Here is a 13,093-nt window from a genome sequence, read left to right as displayed (position 1 = left end):
GATTTCAATCTCAAAAGGACGGCTCATGAGTATTCAAATTTATCAAGTTTGCTTCCCTCTATTATATGCAGCTTCATATTAAATTGGTATAAGATTAAATGTGTTTTGGAATAAGCACAATCCCACAGCATCAAACCACCAGGAGCCAGATGTTGATTCTCAATATCGGTCAGTGATATTTTTCCACACTCCAGATTAGGAATTATTAGCAAGAACCTCCAAGGAGCATCTTGGAAATAGTTCTCGTTATTATAAAAAGCAAATTCTGACGGAGATTATAACTGCATCGCAATTCTATAAAGCAGAAGAGTATCATCAGCAATATCTGGAGAAGCATGGACGAGCGTCTTACAGGATAGGCTAATCTTTCACTGATTCAAGGGGATGTTATAAAAGCCGAATACTGCAAATCTCCTTACTTGCTATTGATTTAAGGGTTCGTGATTTTGAAACCTGGAAATGCGAACAGATCGTCAAGCGAAAATAAATTATTTAAAGTAATATTTAATAGCGATATCTTTGTGACAAAGTTAATGTTGGTGTTCTGGCAAATTGAAAGAGGAATAATAAAGTGGTTAAATATGCTGAACGTTGCATTTTTTCAGAAGAAGAATATCTAGAGGCATTCTACTCAATTTATCAGGGATTAACTCTAGGACATAAAGCTATCTTGGATAAGTTGTATCAGCATTGTTACTTTATGAAAGATAATCGCAGATTACGTACTTGGGAGTTATCTGAAGCTGCTGGATATGATGGTGATTCTCCTGGACAAATTGGTCATTTAGGTGCAAGCTTTTGCAAATTTTTTGGAGTAAAAGATGATGAATTTGGTCAACCAGCACTTGCAATAGTTAATTGGTTTGCAGATGAAACGAATGGATATTGGTACATTGAGCTAATTCCTGAAGCAGCTAGAGCATTTAAGCGTTTTCGCCTCGAAACTATCTAATTACAAGGGTTGATAATATTAGTTAATTTATACAGGGAAAAGGTTACAGCTTTATTTTCTAATTTTGGGCATTTTTATTTGCAGTCCGCTACGGCTATATTTTAAACACTAAGTAGACCAAGTAAAAATAGGTTTCTCGGCTCAAAAACTCTATCTGACTGCGAAAACTGCGATAGCGGGTAGTCGGTGTGGGAGACGAATGTGCATCCATCCCTAAGCCTCGTGCCATCAATACGGCTCGCTTCATATGCAATGGATCGCTGACAATAAGAAACTTGGTTAATTGGCGAGCATTCGCTACTTCTAAAGCATTTTTGAGGTTCTGGTGAGTTGTGCGAGATTGAGTTTCAGTAAGAATATCAGCAGCTTTTACCTGTTGTGCGATCGCATAATTTTTCCCAACTATAGCTTCAGCTGGTTCATTAATCTCGCCAACTCCGCCAGTAAAAATGATTGTCTTAACAGATCCATTTTTATATAAGTTAATGGCGTGGTTAATTCGCTCTCTGAAAACAGGCGATGGTTCTTCTTTCCAAACTGCCGCTCCTAGAACAATTGCTGCATCTGCCTTGATATTATTATTACTGCTGCCATATAAATAAATACTTGAGGCAGAAGAAGCGATCGCCAGCAACAAAGCAGATATCAAAGCCACTGTAAGCAAAATTAACCATTTTTTGGGAATTTTGTCATTGAGCATGGGGCGTTGTACTATTTTTCATTCTTAGTTTCAATATCTCAGCTAAGTGCGTAAGTCCTAAATATCTATGACAACCGTGATTCCAGAGAGTCACTAAATCGCAAAGTTTTGCTCAAGGGCGATCGCAGTCTTTACGGTTTAACCTGGGACTGAATGTTTTACTGTCGGCGCTTTTTGAGAGATGTCGCGATCGTCTCAAATGCCGAGCGTTTTAGCGCTGATGCTCACGCTCTATCTAGTTAAACTAATTTTTGAATATCACCATAGGCACGGTAGAATCCGCCACTAGCTGATTCACGTATTTCTTGAACAAGGTAACGCGCACCTTCAATACGAATATCCTTGGGAAACTGAACTTTCCAGTTGTGGTTGTAACCATCAGAAACAACACGAACTCTCAATTTACTTCCTTCTCGAAAGCATTCAACAATAACCCCAGAGCTTGTATTTGTAGTAGTTTCTAGAATAGATGAAGGTGCAGCTCCTTCACCTAATGGTGCTTTAATTACTACAGCTTCGGGAACTGTGCCTGTTTGAGCAGAGCCAATCGCAGTTTCACTAGCATCAATGCAAGCTAAATAACCATCTGTTGTAACAATATAAATATAGTTGTTGAAAAACTGCATAGATAAAGCCGAGCCACACCCTGTAGAAAGCTTCCAAAGACGCTCTCCTAGCCCATCAAAGCAGTAAATGGAAGAACTATTGTCTCCAGCAAACACATACTTCCCGTCAAGTGCGGTAGCGCAAGAGTAAACTGACGCATCACATTTGAAAACGGGGCCAACTTCCCCATTTTTATTAAAGCAGTAAACTTTATGGTCGCTTGTTCCGGCATAGACTGTTGATGCTTCTTGCCAACCAAACAGTACGCTGCCTTGAGTTTTTTGATGCCATAACATCCGACCTTCAAGGCGATCGTACATAGTCACGCCTTTGCTGTAACCGTGGTAAATCCCAGATTGGTCACAACGTACCATCCAGCCGGAATCGCCTTGACTCAGACGCGTCCACTGTGATTCATCATCATGATCGATTGTCGTTACCCCACCATTGGCATCAGAGACTGCTAATAATCCATCTTTGATATCTAACCAAAAAATATCGACATTTTCATCAATTTTATAGCTCAAACGTGGTAGCTTGCCAGTCAGGTCATAAACATTGCCGTCATCGCAACCAGCATAAATCCAAACATCATCGGCAACTAAACATTTAACGCCATCAGGAAGCTTAAACCGATTGATCGCTTGACCTTGATGATTCAAAGCAAAAACTTGACCTGCTTGATTCCCAACCCAGCAACGTTTGGCATCAATAAAAATTCCAAAAGCAGCTGAATTAGAAGCAAACTTCCAAATAATCGGAGCTTGTTTTGCAGTGGAAATAGTGCTGCTGACTTGGCGGCGTGTCACAGGGCGTTTCTGGCGAACACCCATAACAGCTACCTCGTAACCTTTTTTGAGCTTTTCTTTAATTTTTTTACTAGCCTCAGCTTTGGCTTTCTCTGAAGTTGGATAAGCTTTTGTTTGAGTTTGCCCACAGTCGCCAATACGACCGTAACGTATAGTTAATTGGTTATCTTGAACTATCACTTCATAAAACTTGTGAGAGCTTCCACTAGCTTCGGAAAGCTCTAAATATATCTTTTCTTCTGGGATGACTTCTCTCATAAAATCAATACCAATGTTTAAATATATAGAAAAATTTGGGGTATGCAAATTAGCCACGGAATCAGACTTTGCCCCAATCTATTGTGGGAAGTATCTTGAGCTTTTAGCACTGATCTAGATCACGAGCTAATAAACTTTTTTAAGTTATTTATAATACTGACAACTTAATATAATTACATACATTACTTAGCTAACAAGGCTACCATTGTTGGAGCATTTCTACTGCCGATCTCGGAAATGCCAGTTGCTTTGGCTCTACACCCCAACTTTGGATGCTTTTGAGATCAAAAGAAAGAAAATTTATATGACTTTTAAGCAAATCTTGGTTTTGCAAAAATTAATTCTATTGGTCGCAATTGCGCCATTGGTGATGGTTTTAGTTTGTAACCCGGTGTGCGATAGCAAATGCCTGGCATTCTCTACGATGCACAAGGTCAAGACACTTATCAAGGCATTAGTAATTTACAAGGCAGTGGTACTTTTGGTTCAGGACTGCCGATAATGAAGGCAGCGATCGCTATTCTCTCTACAGGTACGGTCAAGGCTATGGCTTTACTAAAGGAGTGGGGCTGCTATTAGATAGTGTAGGTGACGATAAATACATTGGACTAGAAGACAAATATCCCAACGTCGGTCCATTTGGAGCTAAAAGGCACGTCCATTTTATCCAAGATGCAGGTTTGGCAAGACGTGCAGACTATACAGAAGGTCACAGTTGGGGTGGAGGTGTATTTTGGTGTGGGAGTTTATCAAGATGATGGAGGAAGCGATCGTTGCTATTGGTGCTAACGATGCAAAAAATTACCCAGATGATGCGCCAGAGTCGTTACAAGCATTTGCAACAGAACAAGGGTTTAATTTTACCTTATGCTACGACGAGAGCCAGGAAACGGCGAAGGCTTACACAGCAGTTTGCACACCAGATTTTTTTGTATTTGACGATCGACGCCAACTTGTTTATCGGGGACAATTAGATGATAGCCGCCCCAGTAATGATAAACCCGTAACAGGTGCAGATTTACCCGCAGCCATTGAAGCAGTGCTAGCAGGTAAACCTGTTACAAGTGAGCAAAAGCCGAGTGTTGGTTGCAATATAAAATGGAAACCAGGAAACCAACCCAGTTATTTTGGTTAAGAGGGATTGGGCATTGAAATTAGGGGAGAGGTGACAGGTGATAGGAAATAATCTATACCCTGTAACCTTTACCCTGTTCTCTTCTTCACTCCCCACACCTGTCAATGTTTAATTTCCAAATTCAGTATGTAGCATCCTAATTGGACTTTTTCTGCCCATAATTCATATTCCAGCCGTAAATTCTCTGGCAAAGGATGTCCGTTGAGAGTTAGGCTACGAGTAAAATTTCGTAAACGAATCGGATCGTTAGGTTGCAATGACTCAGTTGGCAACCAATACCGACTAATGCCATAAACACCCTGTTCCCAAAAGTGACGGTAACTCACTTGAGCGTTACCTTGCATAGTCATGATGACTCGGTAAGGTGAAATCTCCAGCCACAATATTCTGGGACTGTTAGGGGCGTAAGCTTTGCTCTTGCTTTGAGGAAGTGTGTCTTCTGGACTTATGACACTCTCTACTTCGCAGCTAATTAAAGGCGGTGCGGTCATCAGTAAATGAAACCGATCGGTATCCTTTTGATACAATGTCGCGGCAGTTTCGACAACAGACCAGATCGGTAGGTCAGTGGAAATAAGTGATAAGCACACGGGCTTGCGGTGATGGGTCAGCATGGGAGCGATAAGGGCTAAAAGCTATTGAACAAAGTGAAATGAACACTCTAGCTGTCTAATAGGTCGGGCTAAGAAACTAAATAGTAAAGCAGGCTTAATATTAATGAATCCGTTGATTTGTTAATAAGCTACACAAATCTGGATCAAACAGGTAGAATGTCAGCTTACACAGTAAAAATGGTACTTTTATCTAGAGAGAGCTAATTCGTAAGTAAAGCTTGTAAATATTCTAAGGCTATAGCCTCAAAACAGTGGCAGTCGTTTTAGATGCTAAAAACCTTCTTCAGGGAGACTTACCGTAGATTGGAGTAAGTTTCATACAGCCAAAAGCAATAAGATACTAGGAAGGAAGTCACCAGAAGCGACAAACTAAGTCGCTGATGAACTTCCGGTGTATTCAAATGCCAGTGTATCCTAATGTCGGCTTCTGTTATATCCGTAAAAACTCACGAAAACCTTTCTCACCAAAATATTTCTGAGTAAAAAGTAAAATTCATTGACTCAGGAATATTTTGGTCTGCCCATTGCGCATCTCGCAGAGGCTGAAGCTTCATTAAAAATTATTCTGATTTATTTTTATTCATTACTGATGCCATTGCACCTGTGAACAAGTCATGAGTGTTACAGGCTGGTACTTATTTGGGAATACTTTTATAGGAGTGATGAGAAAGGCGATCGCACTAACACTTTCAATTCAAATGTACTACGTCACTTTACAATCACTCTTATTTTACAAAAAAGACCTATCAATACTCACTAATCTACCAGGAGCAAGCAAGATGGCATTCACTGAAGATATTACCAAGCTATCTGAACAAGTGCGTAAGCGGGCTGACCAAGTTGTTGGTGAAGAATCTACTAAGATGGCACTAATTGTTCCTTTTTTGAGTGTTCTTGGCTACGATGTCTACGACCCTAGTGAAGTAATACCGGAATACGTGGCAGATTTTGCTATCAAAAAAGCAGGGCAGTTTGAAAAGGTAGATTACGCCTTAGCTATTAACGGTACTAAAGTTATGCTCGTAGAAGCAAAAGCCCGTGGTCAAAAAGCTGAGGCACATGATGGACAATTGAGTAGATATTTTAATGCACTTTCGACAACAAAAGTAGCTATCGTCACTAACGGTATTGAATACCGTTTTTTTACGGACTTGCGTGAAACAAATGTTATGGACAAGGAGCCATTTTTTACTTTTAACATCTTAGAATATGATACCAAAGATATTGATAACCTCAAATTCTTCCACCGCGATAATTTTGAGGTTACAGCTATTACTAACCATGCTGAGGAAATGGTTTATGTAAAAGGTATGACTCAACTTCTAGGAAATCTTTTACGTTCTCCTTCTGAAGAATTTGTTCGCTTTTTGGTGACTGAACTTGGTACAGTTGCTCCTAGTTATGAAATTAAAGGTCGAATTACTGGTAAAATTATTGATAAATTCAAACCAATTGTTAAAAAGTCGATTCAGGGAAGTTTAGTAGAGTTAATGACTCGCTCACTTACCCCAGTAATAGATCAGCCTGTTGAACCTCCAATAGAGGTAGATATTGAAGTAGGGGATATACAACCAGATCCTCAAGAATCAAAAGTAGTAACAACTGCTGAAGAAATCGAAGCTTTTGAAAAAATTAAAGCAATCACGCAAACCTCAACGAGTTACAATTATCAACTCCAATACAAAGATACTGTTTCATACTTTGGTATCAATCTTGTTGGCAAAAGTACTTGGTGGTTTCTCCGGCTATATCTGTCTTCGCAGAAAAAAAGTTTTATTGTTCGACTAAATGTAGATGAAGTAAAGTCGCTAGCTTCAAACTTTGAAGTGCAGGAAGTAACAGCTTCTCTAGGGGATGCCGCATCAAAAGTAATTATTTCCTCTGTCAGTGATTTAGATAAGCTGACATCACTGATTCTCAGATGCTATGAGGCAGAAGCAGCCAAGCATCAAATATTGACTCCAGACTTAATCAGAATGGAAAAATCAGCTTAACTCAAGGTATCTACTACAAACTACACCTAAGCAACTATCTCCGATTTTTGCCTGCTAATAAATTAGCGATCGCACTACTAATTGGTTGACATATCAGTAATCATTGGCTTTGAAAAAGGACAAAAAAAGTGGCTCTGCAACCAGCAGAACCACCAAAGTTTTCACAAATCTGTTATAAATTAACGAACTGCCCCTTGAGCAGAAACAGTATCAATCGGTTTCATCAGGTACAGCCGCAATAACTGCCAGCCGTTGGAGATGTAAAGCGGCAGTTTTTGGAAGATTTGCAGGAATTTGGGAGTGTTGGAGTTAGCGATCGCACCCAACTTCTCATTATTGCTTATACAAACATCCAAGCGCTCATAAAACTCTGGATTCTCTACATCCAGCATCAGTGGGAATACCCTACCTGCGTTTTCGTTGGTCTTCTTAATTACATGGATATCGTATTCTCGCGCATCCAATCCAAGGGTGGCATAAAAGTCCTTGCGTTGGATGTCATTGAGGTACATGGTCGCAAACACCGACAACAGGAAGAACCGACTCCATAGCCGTGCTTTCCAATCATTCAACATTTGCGGCTGAGATTTCATGATTGCATCAAAGAAATCGCCGTGACGGTTTTCATCCTGACACCAGTTTTCAAAGAACCGGAAGATTGGATAAACCCGATCTTCGGGATGTGCTTCTAAATGGCGATAAATGGTGATGTAGCGCCAATAACCGATCTTCTCAGAAAGATAAGTCGCGTAGAAGATGAATTTCGGTTTAAAGAAGGTATAACTGCGGCTCTTGGTCAAAAACCCTAAATCTAGGGACATATTAAAGTCCGACAAAGCTTTGTTCAAAAAGCCAGCGTGACGCGCTTCATCCCGTGACATCAGGTTAAAACACTCTGCTAAAACAGGGCTTTTTCCCTTCAAGCGACGACCAAGTTCTTTATACAGCAAAAAGCCGGAAAACTCTGCCGTACAAGAACGTTCTAGAAATTCAACGAACAATCGGCGAGTTTCCCCGTCAATATGATCCCAGGATTGTTCAAACTCGGCATCCCGAACAAAGTGGTGGCGGTTGTAGTCAGTGCGGAACTCTTCGAGAATGGCTTCTAACTCGTCTTCGTTGACGGAGATATCCATCCGTGCCATTTCATCAAAATCGGTAGTATAAAACCGAGGTGTTAACAGGGTTTCTTTTGCTGGGACTTTAATCCCTGGCCGGATTTCTTCAAAGCCTGGTTTTTTGAGGGAATCTACCATGTCTTGATTTCTCTTTCGTCTTTATTATCTTAAGTAGACCTTTCGGGTGACGTTCCTACGTCCCTACCGCTACGGTAGCGGCAGTTCCTTATGGGGGAAACCCCGTTGGCGCTATCCTCTCCATTTGGGAGAAGACCGGACTGTCTCACCAGAAATGCTCTGGCAAACCGCAACAGCCCACAATAATCCAATTGTATAAAGTTCAGTCTACCAAGGTGCGGGTGAGAAATTTGTAAGCAAAACATTAAGAGTTGCAACAATCATGCAATATTTGCGGAATCAAAAATCGCGGATTGGTAGTCAAATAAGTATAGTTCAGCGAGCAGCATTATCTTGTTCAAGTGGAGTAGCACTCACTTCTTGATTCTCAAAGCACTACTATCTCAGTAATTTTGTAAGGTTGTTACTACAATAAATTCATGGGGTTCTATTAATACATTGGGCAGCTTAAAATTAACAATCCATGAGTAGCATAATTACTGAAAAAATCTAAGTAATTTAGTTATTTTTTGCACCCGTCTCAATAACTAGAGATTAGACAATGCCCACAACTTCAAATCAGAACAGCATTGTCTATTACGAAAATTGTTAGAAAGCAACTGGTGCAAAATGTAAGTCTAGCTCTTAGCGCTTGGTATAAAAAAATCCGAAAAAACTATCTTAAACAACAAGAGTAAATGCAAAAGGTTGAAAACAAGATGAATGTTGAAAACAATCAGCAGCAGAAAGACCGACTTCTTGTCTCTTATATCTTGTGTGCAGTCGGATTTATCGGGGTGGGAGGATTGCAGCGTTTCTACAATGGCAAGATCGGAACTGGTTTGTTATGGCTGTTGACTGGTGGTGTGTTTGGTATAGGGCAGTTTGTGGATTTATTCTTTATCCCCAATATGGTTGACGAATACGAACATAACTTGAGATTAAAAGCGGGTGTATCTCCCTTTGGTGTGCCGTTAAATCAAGCAGTAGTTGCTTCTCAAGTCCATCGACCAACAGGCAACCAACTCATGATGAAACTGATTGAAGCGGCGGAAAACAAAGGTGGTATTTTAACTGTCACTCAAGGCGTAAAGTTTACAGGAGCCAGCTTTGCTGAAGTGGAAGCTACTCTCAAAGAGATGTACAAATCAGGTTATGTAAAAATTGATAACGACCCCAATACTGGAGCCGTTACTTACCATTTCCACGAGCTTTAATTATTAGTCATTTGTCATTTGTCCTTTGTCCTTTGTCATTTGTTAAAAACCAATGGTCAATACTTCGACTACGCTCAGTACAAGTGACCAATGACTAATGACTAATGACTAATTTCTACCTAACCACTTTTGACCGTCCAAGCGCTGAACTAAGCCATATACCAACAAATCGAGGGTAGTTTTGCGTTCATCGATTAAGAATGACTCAAGAGTGCTAGGTTTTTTGCCTTCATTACAAGAAAACCCCTTTTTTCCTTGAATATCTTCATCGGGGAAATACAGGTTAAACTGTCGCTTACCAATTTCTGACCAACTGCCGATAATTTGCCAGCATTCTTCGGCGGATTCAAAGCCAGTGATTGGCATCTTCTGCTTGGCAAAAGACACCTGTAAATCTTGCACACCTTTTTGAGCGATCGCTTTTTGTAAAGCTGGCAAGTAATCTTGCTCAATGAACTCTACAAATGGCTTATCTTCAACAGATGGGGCTTTTTCCTTTTTGGCGGCTTTAGCTGCGGCAGGTTTTTCTTCTGTTGCGTCGGCGGCTGCTTTTTCTCCTTTTGCGGCTTTAGCTGCGGCGGATTTTTCTCGCTTGGGTGATGCAGCAGCTGGTTTGGCAGCATTGGGATTATCTTCAGGGTTTGCGGCTTTAGGATCTGGTGTGTTGGCAGTAGGAATATCTGTGGCTTCGGGTGAGTCTGTACTAGGAGCGTGTTCTTCAGCCACACTGGGAGCTTGCTGGTCAACAGTGCTGGGAGCTACTTCTCCCGCTTGATTGTGATTGGTTGGGTCTGCCATTGCTCAGGTCAATCCTTTAATCTAGCTTTGGGAGCGATCGCTCACCTTGATGTATCGGGTATTTTTATTTTGACATATTACTACCTCTGTGCAGAATTTGTAATTTGTATTTGTAATTCGTAATTTATATACTGCAAGGGTTTCATTTATTTGGGATGGGTGGTTTACTTGCAATACTGTTCGGTTAAGGCAAGAGACGCAATGAATCGCCGTCTCTACAATATTCAGTCTTTTGTCTTGACGGCGATAAATCACATCTTTAGCGATCTGAATTTTCATCCTTCAAATGCCTTTGAATCCCATACCAGTTTCTATCTGTTGCTTTGCTGGAGTAGAATTTACCTTGCTGGTAGAAGTCTGACGCCTGGTGCCAACTTGGCTCAAGAATATACCTCCTAAAATCAAGCTACCGCCAATATATTGAGGTCGGGTAGGGGCTTCACCCAAAATTAAATAGGCTGCTATAATTCCCACAATTGGGCCAAATGAGCTAATTAGGGAAGCTGTAGATACAGTGGAAGTTTTCAAGCCTTTAACCCAAAAAGACTGCCCTACCACCACAATCAACCCGCCATAGAGAAACATCCACTGCCACAAAAATGGTGAAAGGACATCAGCGAAATGATCCTTGCCATAGAGGACTAAAGCAATGAAGAAAAAGATTACAGTTCCTAGTGCAGTCCGAAAGATGCTATAGATTCCCAAAGGAATCTGCGAAAGGTGTTTCTTACTAATAATCGTAGAAGCGGCTATGGCTACAGATGCTACTGCTGCCAAAAGTTCCCCTATGCCTAAACCGAAACCTCCCATGTTCATCATTGTTGCTGTTGGAGGTTGAAGGATAATAGTTAGGATAACGCCAACAAAAGCTGCGATCGCACCAATAAATTCCCAAATATTTACCCGTTCTCTCAATAACCAGACTGATAAAGCCAAAGTTAGAGGCGGTTCCAAGCGGCCCACCAAGATGACATTGTTCACCCCTGTGAGTGCCAGTGCCTGGAAAATTAAACCAGGGGCTAACGCTCCTGATAAAATAGCTACTGCCGTTAGACTGACCCAATCCTTCCTTGAGAGCTGCTTCAAAGTAGCTTTGTTCCACTGTCGCCCATAGATGAGGATCAGAAGTATCAAGGCGCAAAGGTTTCCCACGAATAAAACATTACACAAAGAAATCGGATTGCGTAGCTTGCCGCCGTAGGCATTACCGATAAAATGTTGGGCACCAATTTCTGTTAGTTTCCGGGTAACGGCGCTAGATGCTCCAAAAATTAGCATTGCTAGCCAAAGATATGTTTGTCCTGAAATTCTATAGATTTGGCGATGTGGTTTTTTGGGTCTAGTCACAATAACATCACTGCAATGAAAGCATTGCTCATCATATTAAGTTACCCTCACGCACTTCAAAATGAGGTTTTGTTGAGAAAATACTTAAATTATCCTGTGACTTTTAGCAGTCATGATTAGCTGAGAAAATCCTGAGAATTAACTAAATTTTCTCAAAGGATAAATTCATGAAAATAGTGGCTTAGTTTCAATAAGCTCTCACTGCTACCTGAGATGCTTGGGATGTTCAGGATAAAACAAAAAAGAGAAGAAACAAATGAAACTCGCACCTTTACTTACAAGCGTAGCCTTAGTTGGTTTTTTCACAGTTTGGGACGTACCATTAAAGGCGATCAATCCGTCATTAGTGCAGGCATCAGCAGCCGAAGAAATGTCTGTAGCACAAAAATTAGACTTGCTTACTAAGAGTAAGGGTCAAATTGGTAGTGGCGATCAACTACGTCGTTTCTTCTTTGGTGACTTGGAACCAATCGGTATCCAAGTAGGTGGTGCAGGTCATGTAGTTAACCTTTATAACAAAGCTAATGATGTCACATTCGCTTACTGTTCGCATTACGATGTGATTGTTGCCATTAAGAAAGGTAAGGTAACTAAATTTGAGCCTAGCGAAGTGAAGTAATAATAAATCCATTTTCAGGGTAACTGAAACTAGAGAAGCAATTAGATTGTATCTAGGTTGCAATATATGAAGAAAAGCCCGGAGTAGCGGAAACGTCTCCGGCTTTATGCAGTGCGTTTGCGCTTGAGAAAAAGTCTGATTTAGCCCTTCTCAAAAATTGATTAAGTTTCTGGGAAAATCAGGTCAAATAGAAAAGTTAAAACATGAAACTTTTTTTTATTTTGTCCTTAAACTCTTATTTAATTATTTTCGTCTCAGGTATTTTACAATGAGGCTTTTAAAAGCGATCGCCTGCGAACAAAATTTTAATAGCTATTAAAGCAATTATTCTATGCTACCTCATAGGTAATCGGTAGCAGTTCCAGATTAATCTAGTCAATGATTTTCCTTTTTTGAAAAAATATAAAAATTATATAATCCAGTCAAAAAACTCAGCAAAAACTAAACCTTAACCAAGATGCTATTCAACCTTAATGATTAGGAAAAATATTCTTAACATTACTCAAATACACTCTTGCTAAGATAACTCTAAATGCAGATTACAACCTTATTTTTTGACTTTTAATGGGCAAATAAAAGATGCTTAATTCTCGGTTAATTGTAATCAAACTTGGAAATAATGGGTTCCAAAAAAAATGTGTGAAAGTGTAGCTAGATGTAGTTTTGAGATTTCTACATCCGACATCAAGTTCTCACATATCCTAATTTCACAACTTGAGCAAATAATGATTTCAACAATCTTGAGTTAAGTTTTCCTAGCCTATTTACAGTCAAAAGTTTAGTAATTAGTATTTCAGCTTTGCAAATTT

At 40.1% G+C, this 13,093-nt stretch carries 14 protein-coding genes and 2 pseudogenes; 9 read left to right on the top strand and 7 right to left on the bottom strand.

The window, feature by feature from the left end; translation table 11 throughout:
- The first annotated feature begins 100 nt into the window (after positions 1 to 100).
- Both V7K53_RS21235 and V7K53_RS21230 read left to right on the top strand, forming a co-directional pair.
- Positions 101 to 364, top strand: a pseudogene (locus V7K53_RS21235) (peptide-methionine (S)-S-oxide reductase).
- 207 nt (positions 365 to 571) lie between these two features.
- Positions 572 to 952, top strand: a complete 381-nt coding sequence (locus V7K53_RS21230; protein ID WP_335199494.1) for a hypothetical protein — start codon at positions 572 to 574, stop codon at positions 950 to 952.
- Positions 953 to 1,046: 94 nt separating this feature from the next.
- On the opposite strand, the gene V7K53_RS21225 is transcribed toward V7K53_RS21230, so the two are convergent.
- Together V7K53_RS21225 and V7K53_RS21220 are read right to left on the bottom strand one after the other, a co-directional pair.
- Positions 1,047 to 1,652 (bottom strand): YdcF family protein, encoded by a 606-nt coding sequence (locus tag V7K53_RS21225; RefSeq protein ID WP_335199493.1) that lies wholly within the window; start codon positions 1,650 to 1,652, stop codon positions 1,047 to 1,049.
- A gap of 239 nt (positions 1,653 to 1,891) precedes the next feature.
- A complete protein-coding gene (locus V7K53_RS21220) occupies positions 1,892 to 3,313 on the bottom strand; it encodes a WGR domain-containing protein (protein ID WP_335199518.1) in 1,422 nt (473 codons plus the stop codon).
- A gap of 417 nt (positions 3,314 to 3,730) precedes the next feature.
- Here V7K53_RS21220 and V7K53_RS21215 point away from each other — a divergent pair, with 417 nt between their 5' ends.
- The 3 genes and pseudogenes from V7K53_RS21215 to V7K53_RS21205 form a co-directional block, all read left to right on the top strand.
- Entirely contained in the window at positions 3,731 to 3,904 is a 174-nt protein-coding gene (locus V7K53_RS21215; RefSeq protein ID WP_335199491.1) for a hypothetical protein, read from the top strand.
- A complete protein-coding gene (locus tag V7K53_RS21210; protein ID WP_335199489.1) occupies positions 3,889 to 4,083 on the top strand; it encodes a hypothetical protein in 195 nt (64 codons plus the stop codon). Before V7K53_RS21215 ends, V7K53_RS21210 begins: the two co-directional genes overlap by 16 nt.
- Positions 4,084 to 4,094: 11 nt before the next feature.
- Positions 4,095 to 4,460 (top strand): annotated as a pseudogene (locus V7K53_RS21205) (thioredoxin family protein); the annotation flags it as partial.
- A 101-nt stretch (positions 4,461 to 4,561) separates the two neighbouring features.
- On the opposite strand, the gene V7K53_RS21200 reads toward V7K53_RS21205, so the two are convergent.
- Positions 4,562 to 5,074 carry a hypothetical protein gene (locus V7K53_RS21200; RefSeq protein WP_094348271.1) on the bottom strand — a complete coding sequence of 171 codons (513 nt, stop codon included), beginning with the start codon at positions 5,072 to 5,074 and terminating at the stop codon, positions 4,562 to 4,564.
- Positions 5,075 to 5,688: 614 nt separating this feature from the next.
- Between V7K53_RS21200 and V7K53_RS21195 the strand changes: the two genes are divergently transcribed.
- Complete coding sequence (locus V7K53_RS21195; RefSeq protein ID WP_335199487.1) at positions 5,689 to 7,068, top strand: type I restriction endonuclease; 1,380 nt, start codon at positions 5,689 to 5,691, stop codon at positions 7,066 to 7,068.
- Between the two features lie 179 nt (positions 7,069 to 7,247).
- On the opposite strand, the gene acsF is transcribed toward V7K53_RS21195, so the two are convergent.
- Positions 7,248 to 8,324 carry a magnesium-protoporphyrin IX monomethyl ester (oxidative) cyclase gene (gene acsF / locus V7K53_RS21190; protein WP_335199483.1) on the bottom strand — a complete coding sequence of 359 codons (1,077 nt, stop codon included), beginning with the start codon at positions 8,322 to 8,324 and terminating at the stop codon, positions 7,248 to 7,250.
- Positions 8,325 to 8,370: 46 nt separating this feature from the next.
- Here acsF and V7K53_RS21185 point away from each other — a divergent pair, with 46 nt between their 5' ends.
- Together V7K53_RS21185 and V7K53_RS21180 are read left to right on the top strand one after the other, a co-directional pair.
- Positions 8,371 to 8,523, top strand: a complete 153-nt coding sequence (locus tag V7K53_RS21185; RefSeq protein ID WP_335199481.1) for a hypothetical protein — start codon at positions 8,371 to 8,373, stop codon at positions 8,521 to 8,523.
- Positions 8,524 to 9,022: 499 nt separating this feature from the next.
- Positions 9,023 to 9,520, top strand: coding sequence for a TM2 domain-containing protein (locus V7K53_RS21180; RefSeq protein WP_335199480.1), 498 nt, complete (start codon positions 9,023 to 9,025; stop codon positions 9,518 to 9,520).
- A 108-nt stretch (positions 9,521 to 9,628) separates the two neighbouring features.
- Here V7K53_RS21180 and V7K53_RS21175 read toward each other — a convergent pair whose 3' ends face one another.
- From V7K53_RS21175 to V7K53_RS21165, 3 genes are read right to left on the bottom strand one after another with little or no spacing between them, the layout of a single operon-like run.
- On the bottom strand, positions 9,629 to 10,318 hold the full coding sequence (locus tag V7K53_RS21175) for a DUF2996 domain-containing protein (RefSeq protein ID WP_335199479.1): 690 nt from the start codon (positions 10,316 to 10,318) through the stop codon (positions 9,629 to 9,631).
- A 21-nt stretch (positions 10,319 to 10,339) separates the two neighbouring features.
- The gene (locus tag V7K53_RS21170) at positions 10,340 to 10,597 is read right to left on the bottom strand and encodes a hypothetical protein (RefSeq protein WP_335199478.1); all 258 of its coding nucleotides are present in this window, start codon (positions 10,595 to 10,597) and stop codon (positions 10,340 to 10,342) included.
- Between the two features lie 3 nt (positions 10,598 to 10,600).
- Positions 10,601 to 11,665 (bottom strand): DMT family transporter, encoded by a 1,065-nt coding sequence (locus V7K53_RS21165; RefSeq protein ID WP_335199477.1) that lies wholly within the window; start codon positions 11,663 to 11,665, stop codon positions 10,601 to 10,603.
- Between the two features lie 256 nt (positions 11,666 to 11,921).
- On the opposite strand from V7K53_RS21165, the gene V7K53_RS21160 reads away from it, so the two are divergent.
- On the top strand, positions 11,922 to 12,284 hold the full coding sequence (locus tag V7K53_RS21160) for a hypothetical protein (RefSeq protein ID WP_104906199.1): 363 nt from the start codon (positions 11,922 to 11,924) through the stop codon (positions 12,282 to 12,284).
- Positions 12,285 to 13,093 lie beyond the last annotated feature (809 nt).

Source organism: Nostoc sp. (assembly GCF_036917355.1).
GTDB lineage: Bacteria > Cyanobacteriota > Cyanobacteriia > Cyanobacteriales > Nostocaceae > Nostoc.
This window is presented reverse-complemented; position numbering and strand designations above follow the sequence as displayed.

Coding starts and splice junctions, on each gene's coding strand:
- V7K53_RS21215 (WP_335199491.1), top strand. CDS start 3,731: ATGCCTGGCATTCTCTACGATGCACAAGGTCAAGACACTTATCAAGGC.
- V7K53_RS21160 (WP_104906199.1), top strand. CDS start 11,922: ATGAAACTCGCACCTTTACTTACAAGCGTAGCCTTAGTTGGTTTTTTC.
- V7K53_RS21175 (WP_335199479.1), bottom strand. CDS start 10,318: ATGGCAGACCCAACCAATCACAATCAAGCGGGAGAAGTAGCTCCCAGC.
- V7K53_RS21195 (WP_335199487.1), top strand. CDS start 5,689: ATGAGTGTTACAGGCTGGTACTTATTTGGGAATACTTTTATAGGAGTG.
- V7K53_RS21225 (WP_335199493.1), bottom strand. CDS start 1,652: ATGCTCAATGACAAAATTCCCAAAAAATGGTTAATTTTGCTTACAGTG.
- V7K53_RS21200 (WP_094348271.1), bottom strand. CDS start 5,074: ATGCTGACCCATCACCGCAAGCCCGTGTGCTTATCACTTATTTCCACT.
- V7K53_RS21170 (WP_335199478.1), bottom strand. CDS start 10,597: ATGAAAATTCAGATCGCTAAAGATGTGATTTATCGCCGTCAAGACAAA.
- acsF (WP_335199483.1), bottom strand. CDS start 8,324: ATGGTAGATTCCCTCAAAAAACCAGGCTTTGAAGAAATCCGGCCAGGG.
- V7K53_RS21180 (WP_335199480.1), top strand. CDS start 9,023: ATGAATGTTGAAAACAATCAGCAGCAGAAAGACCGACTTCTTGTCTCT.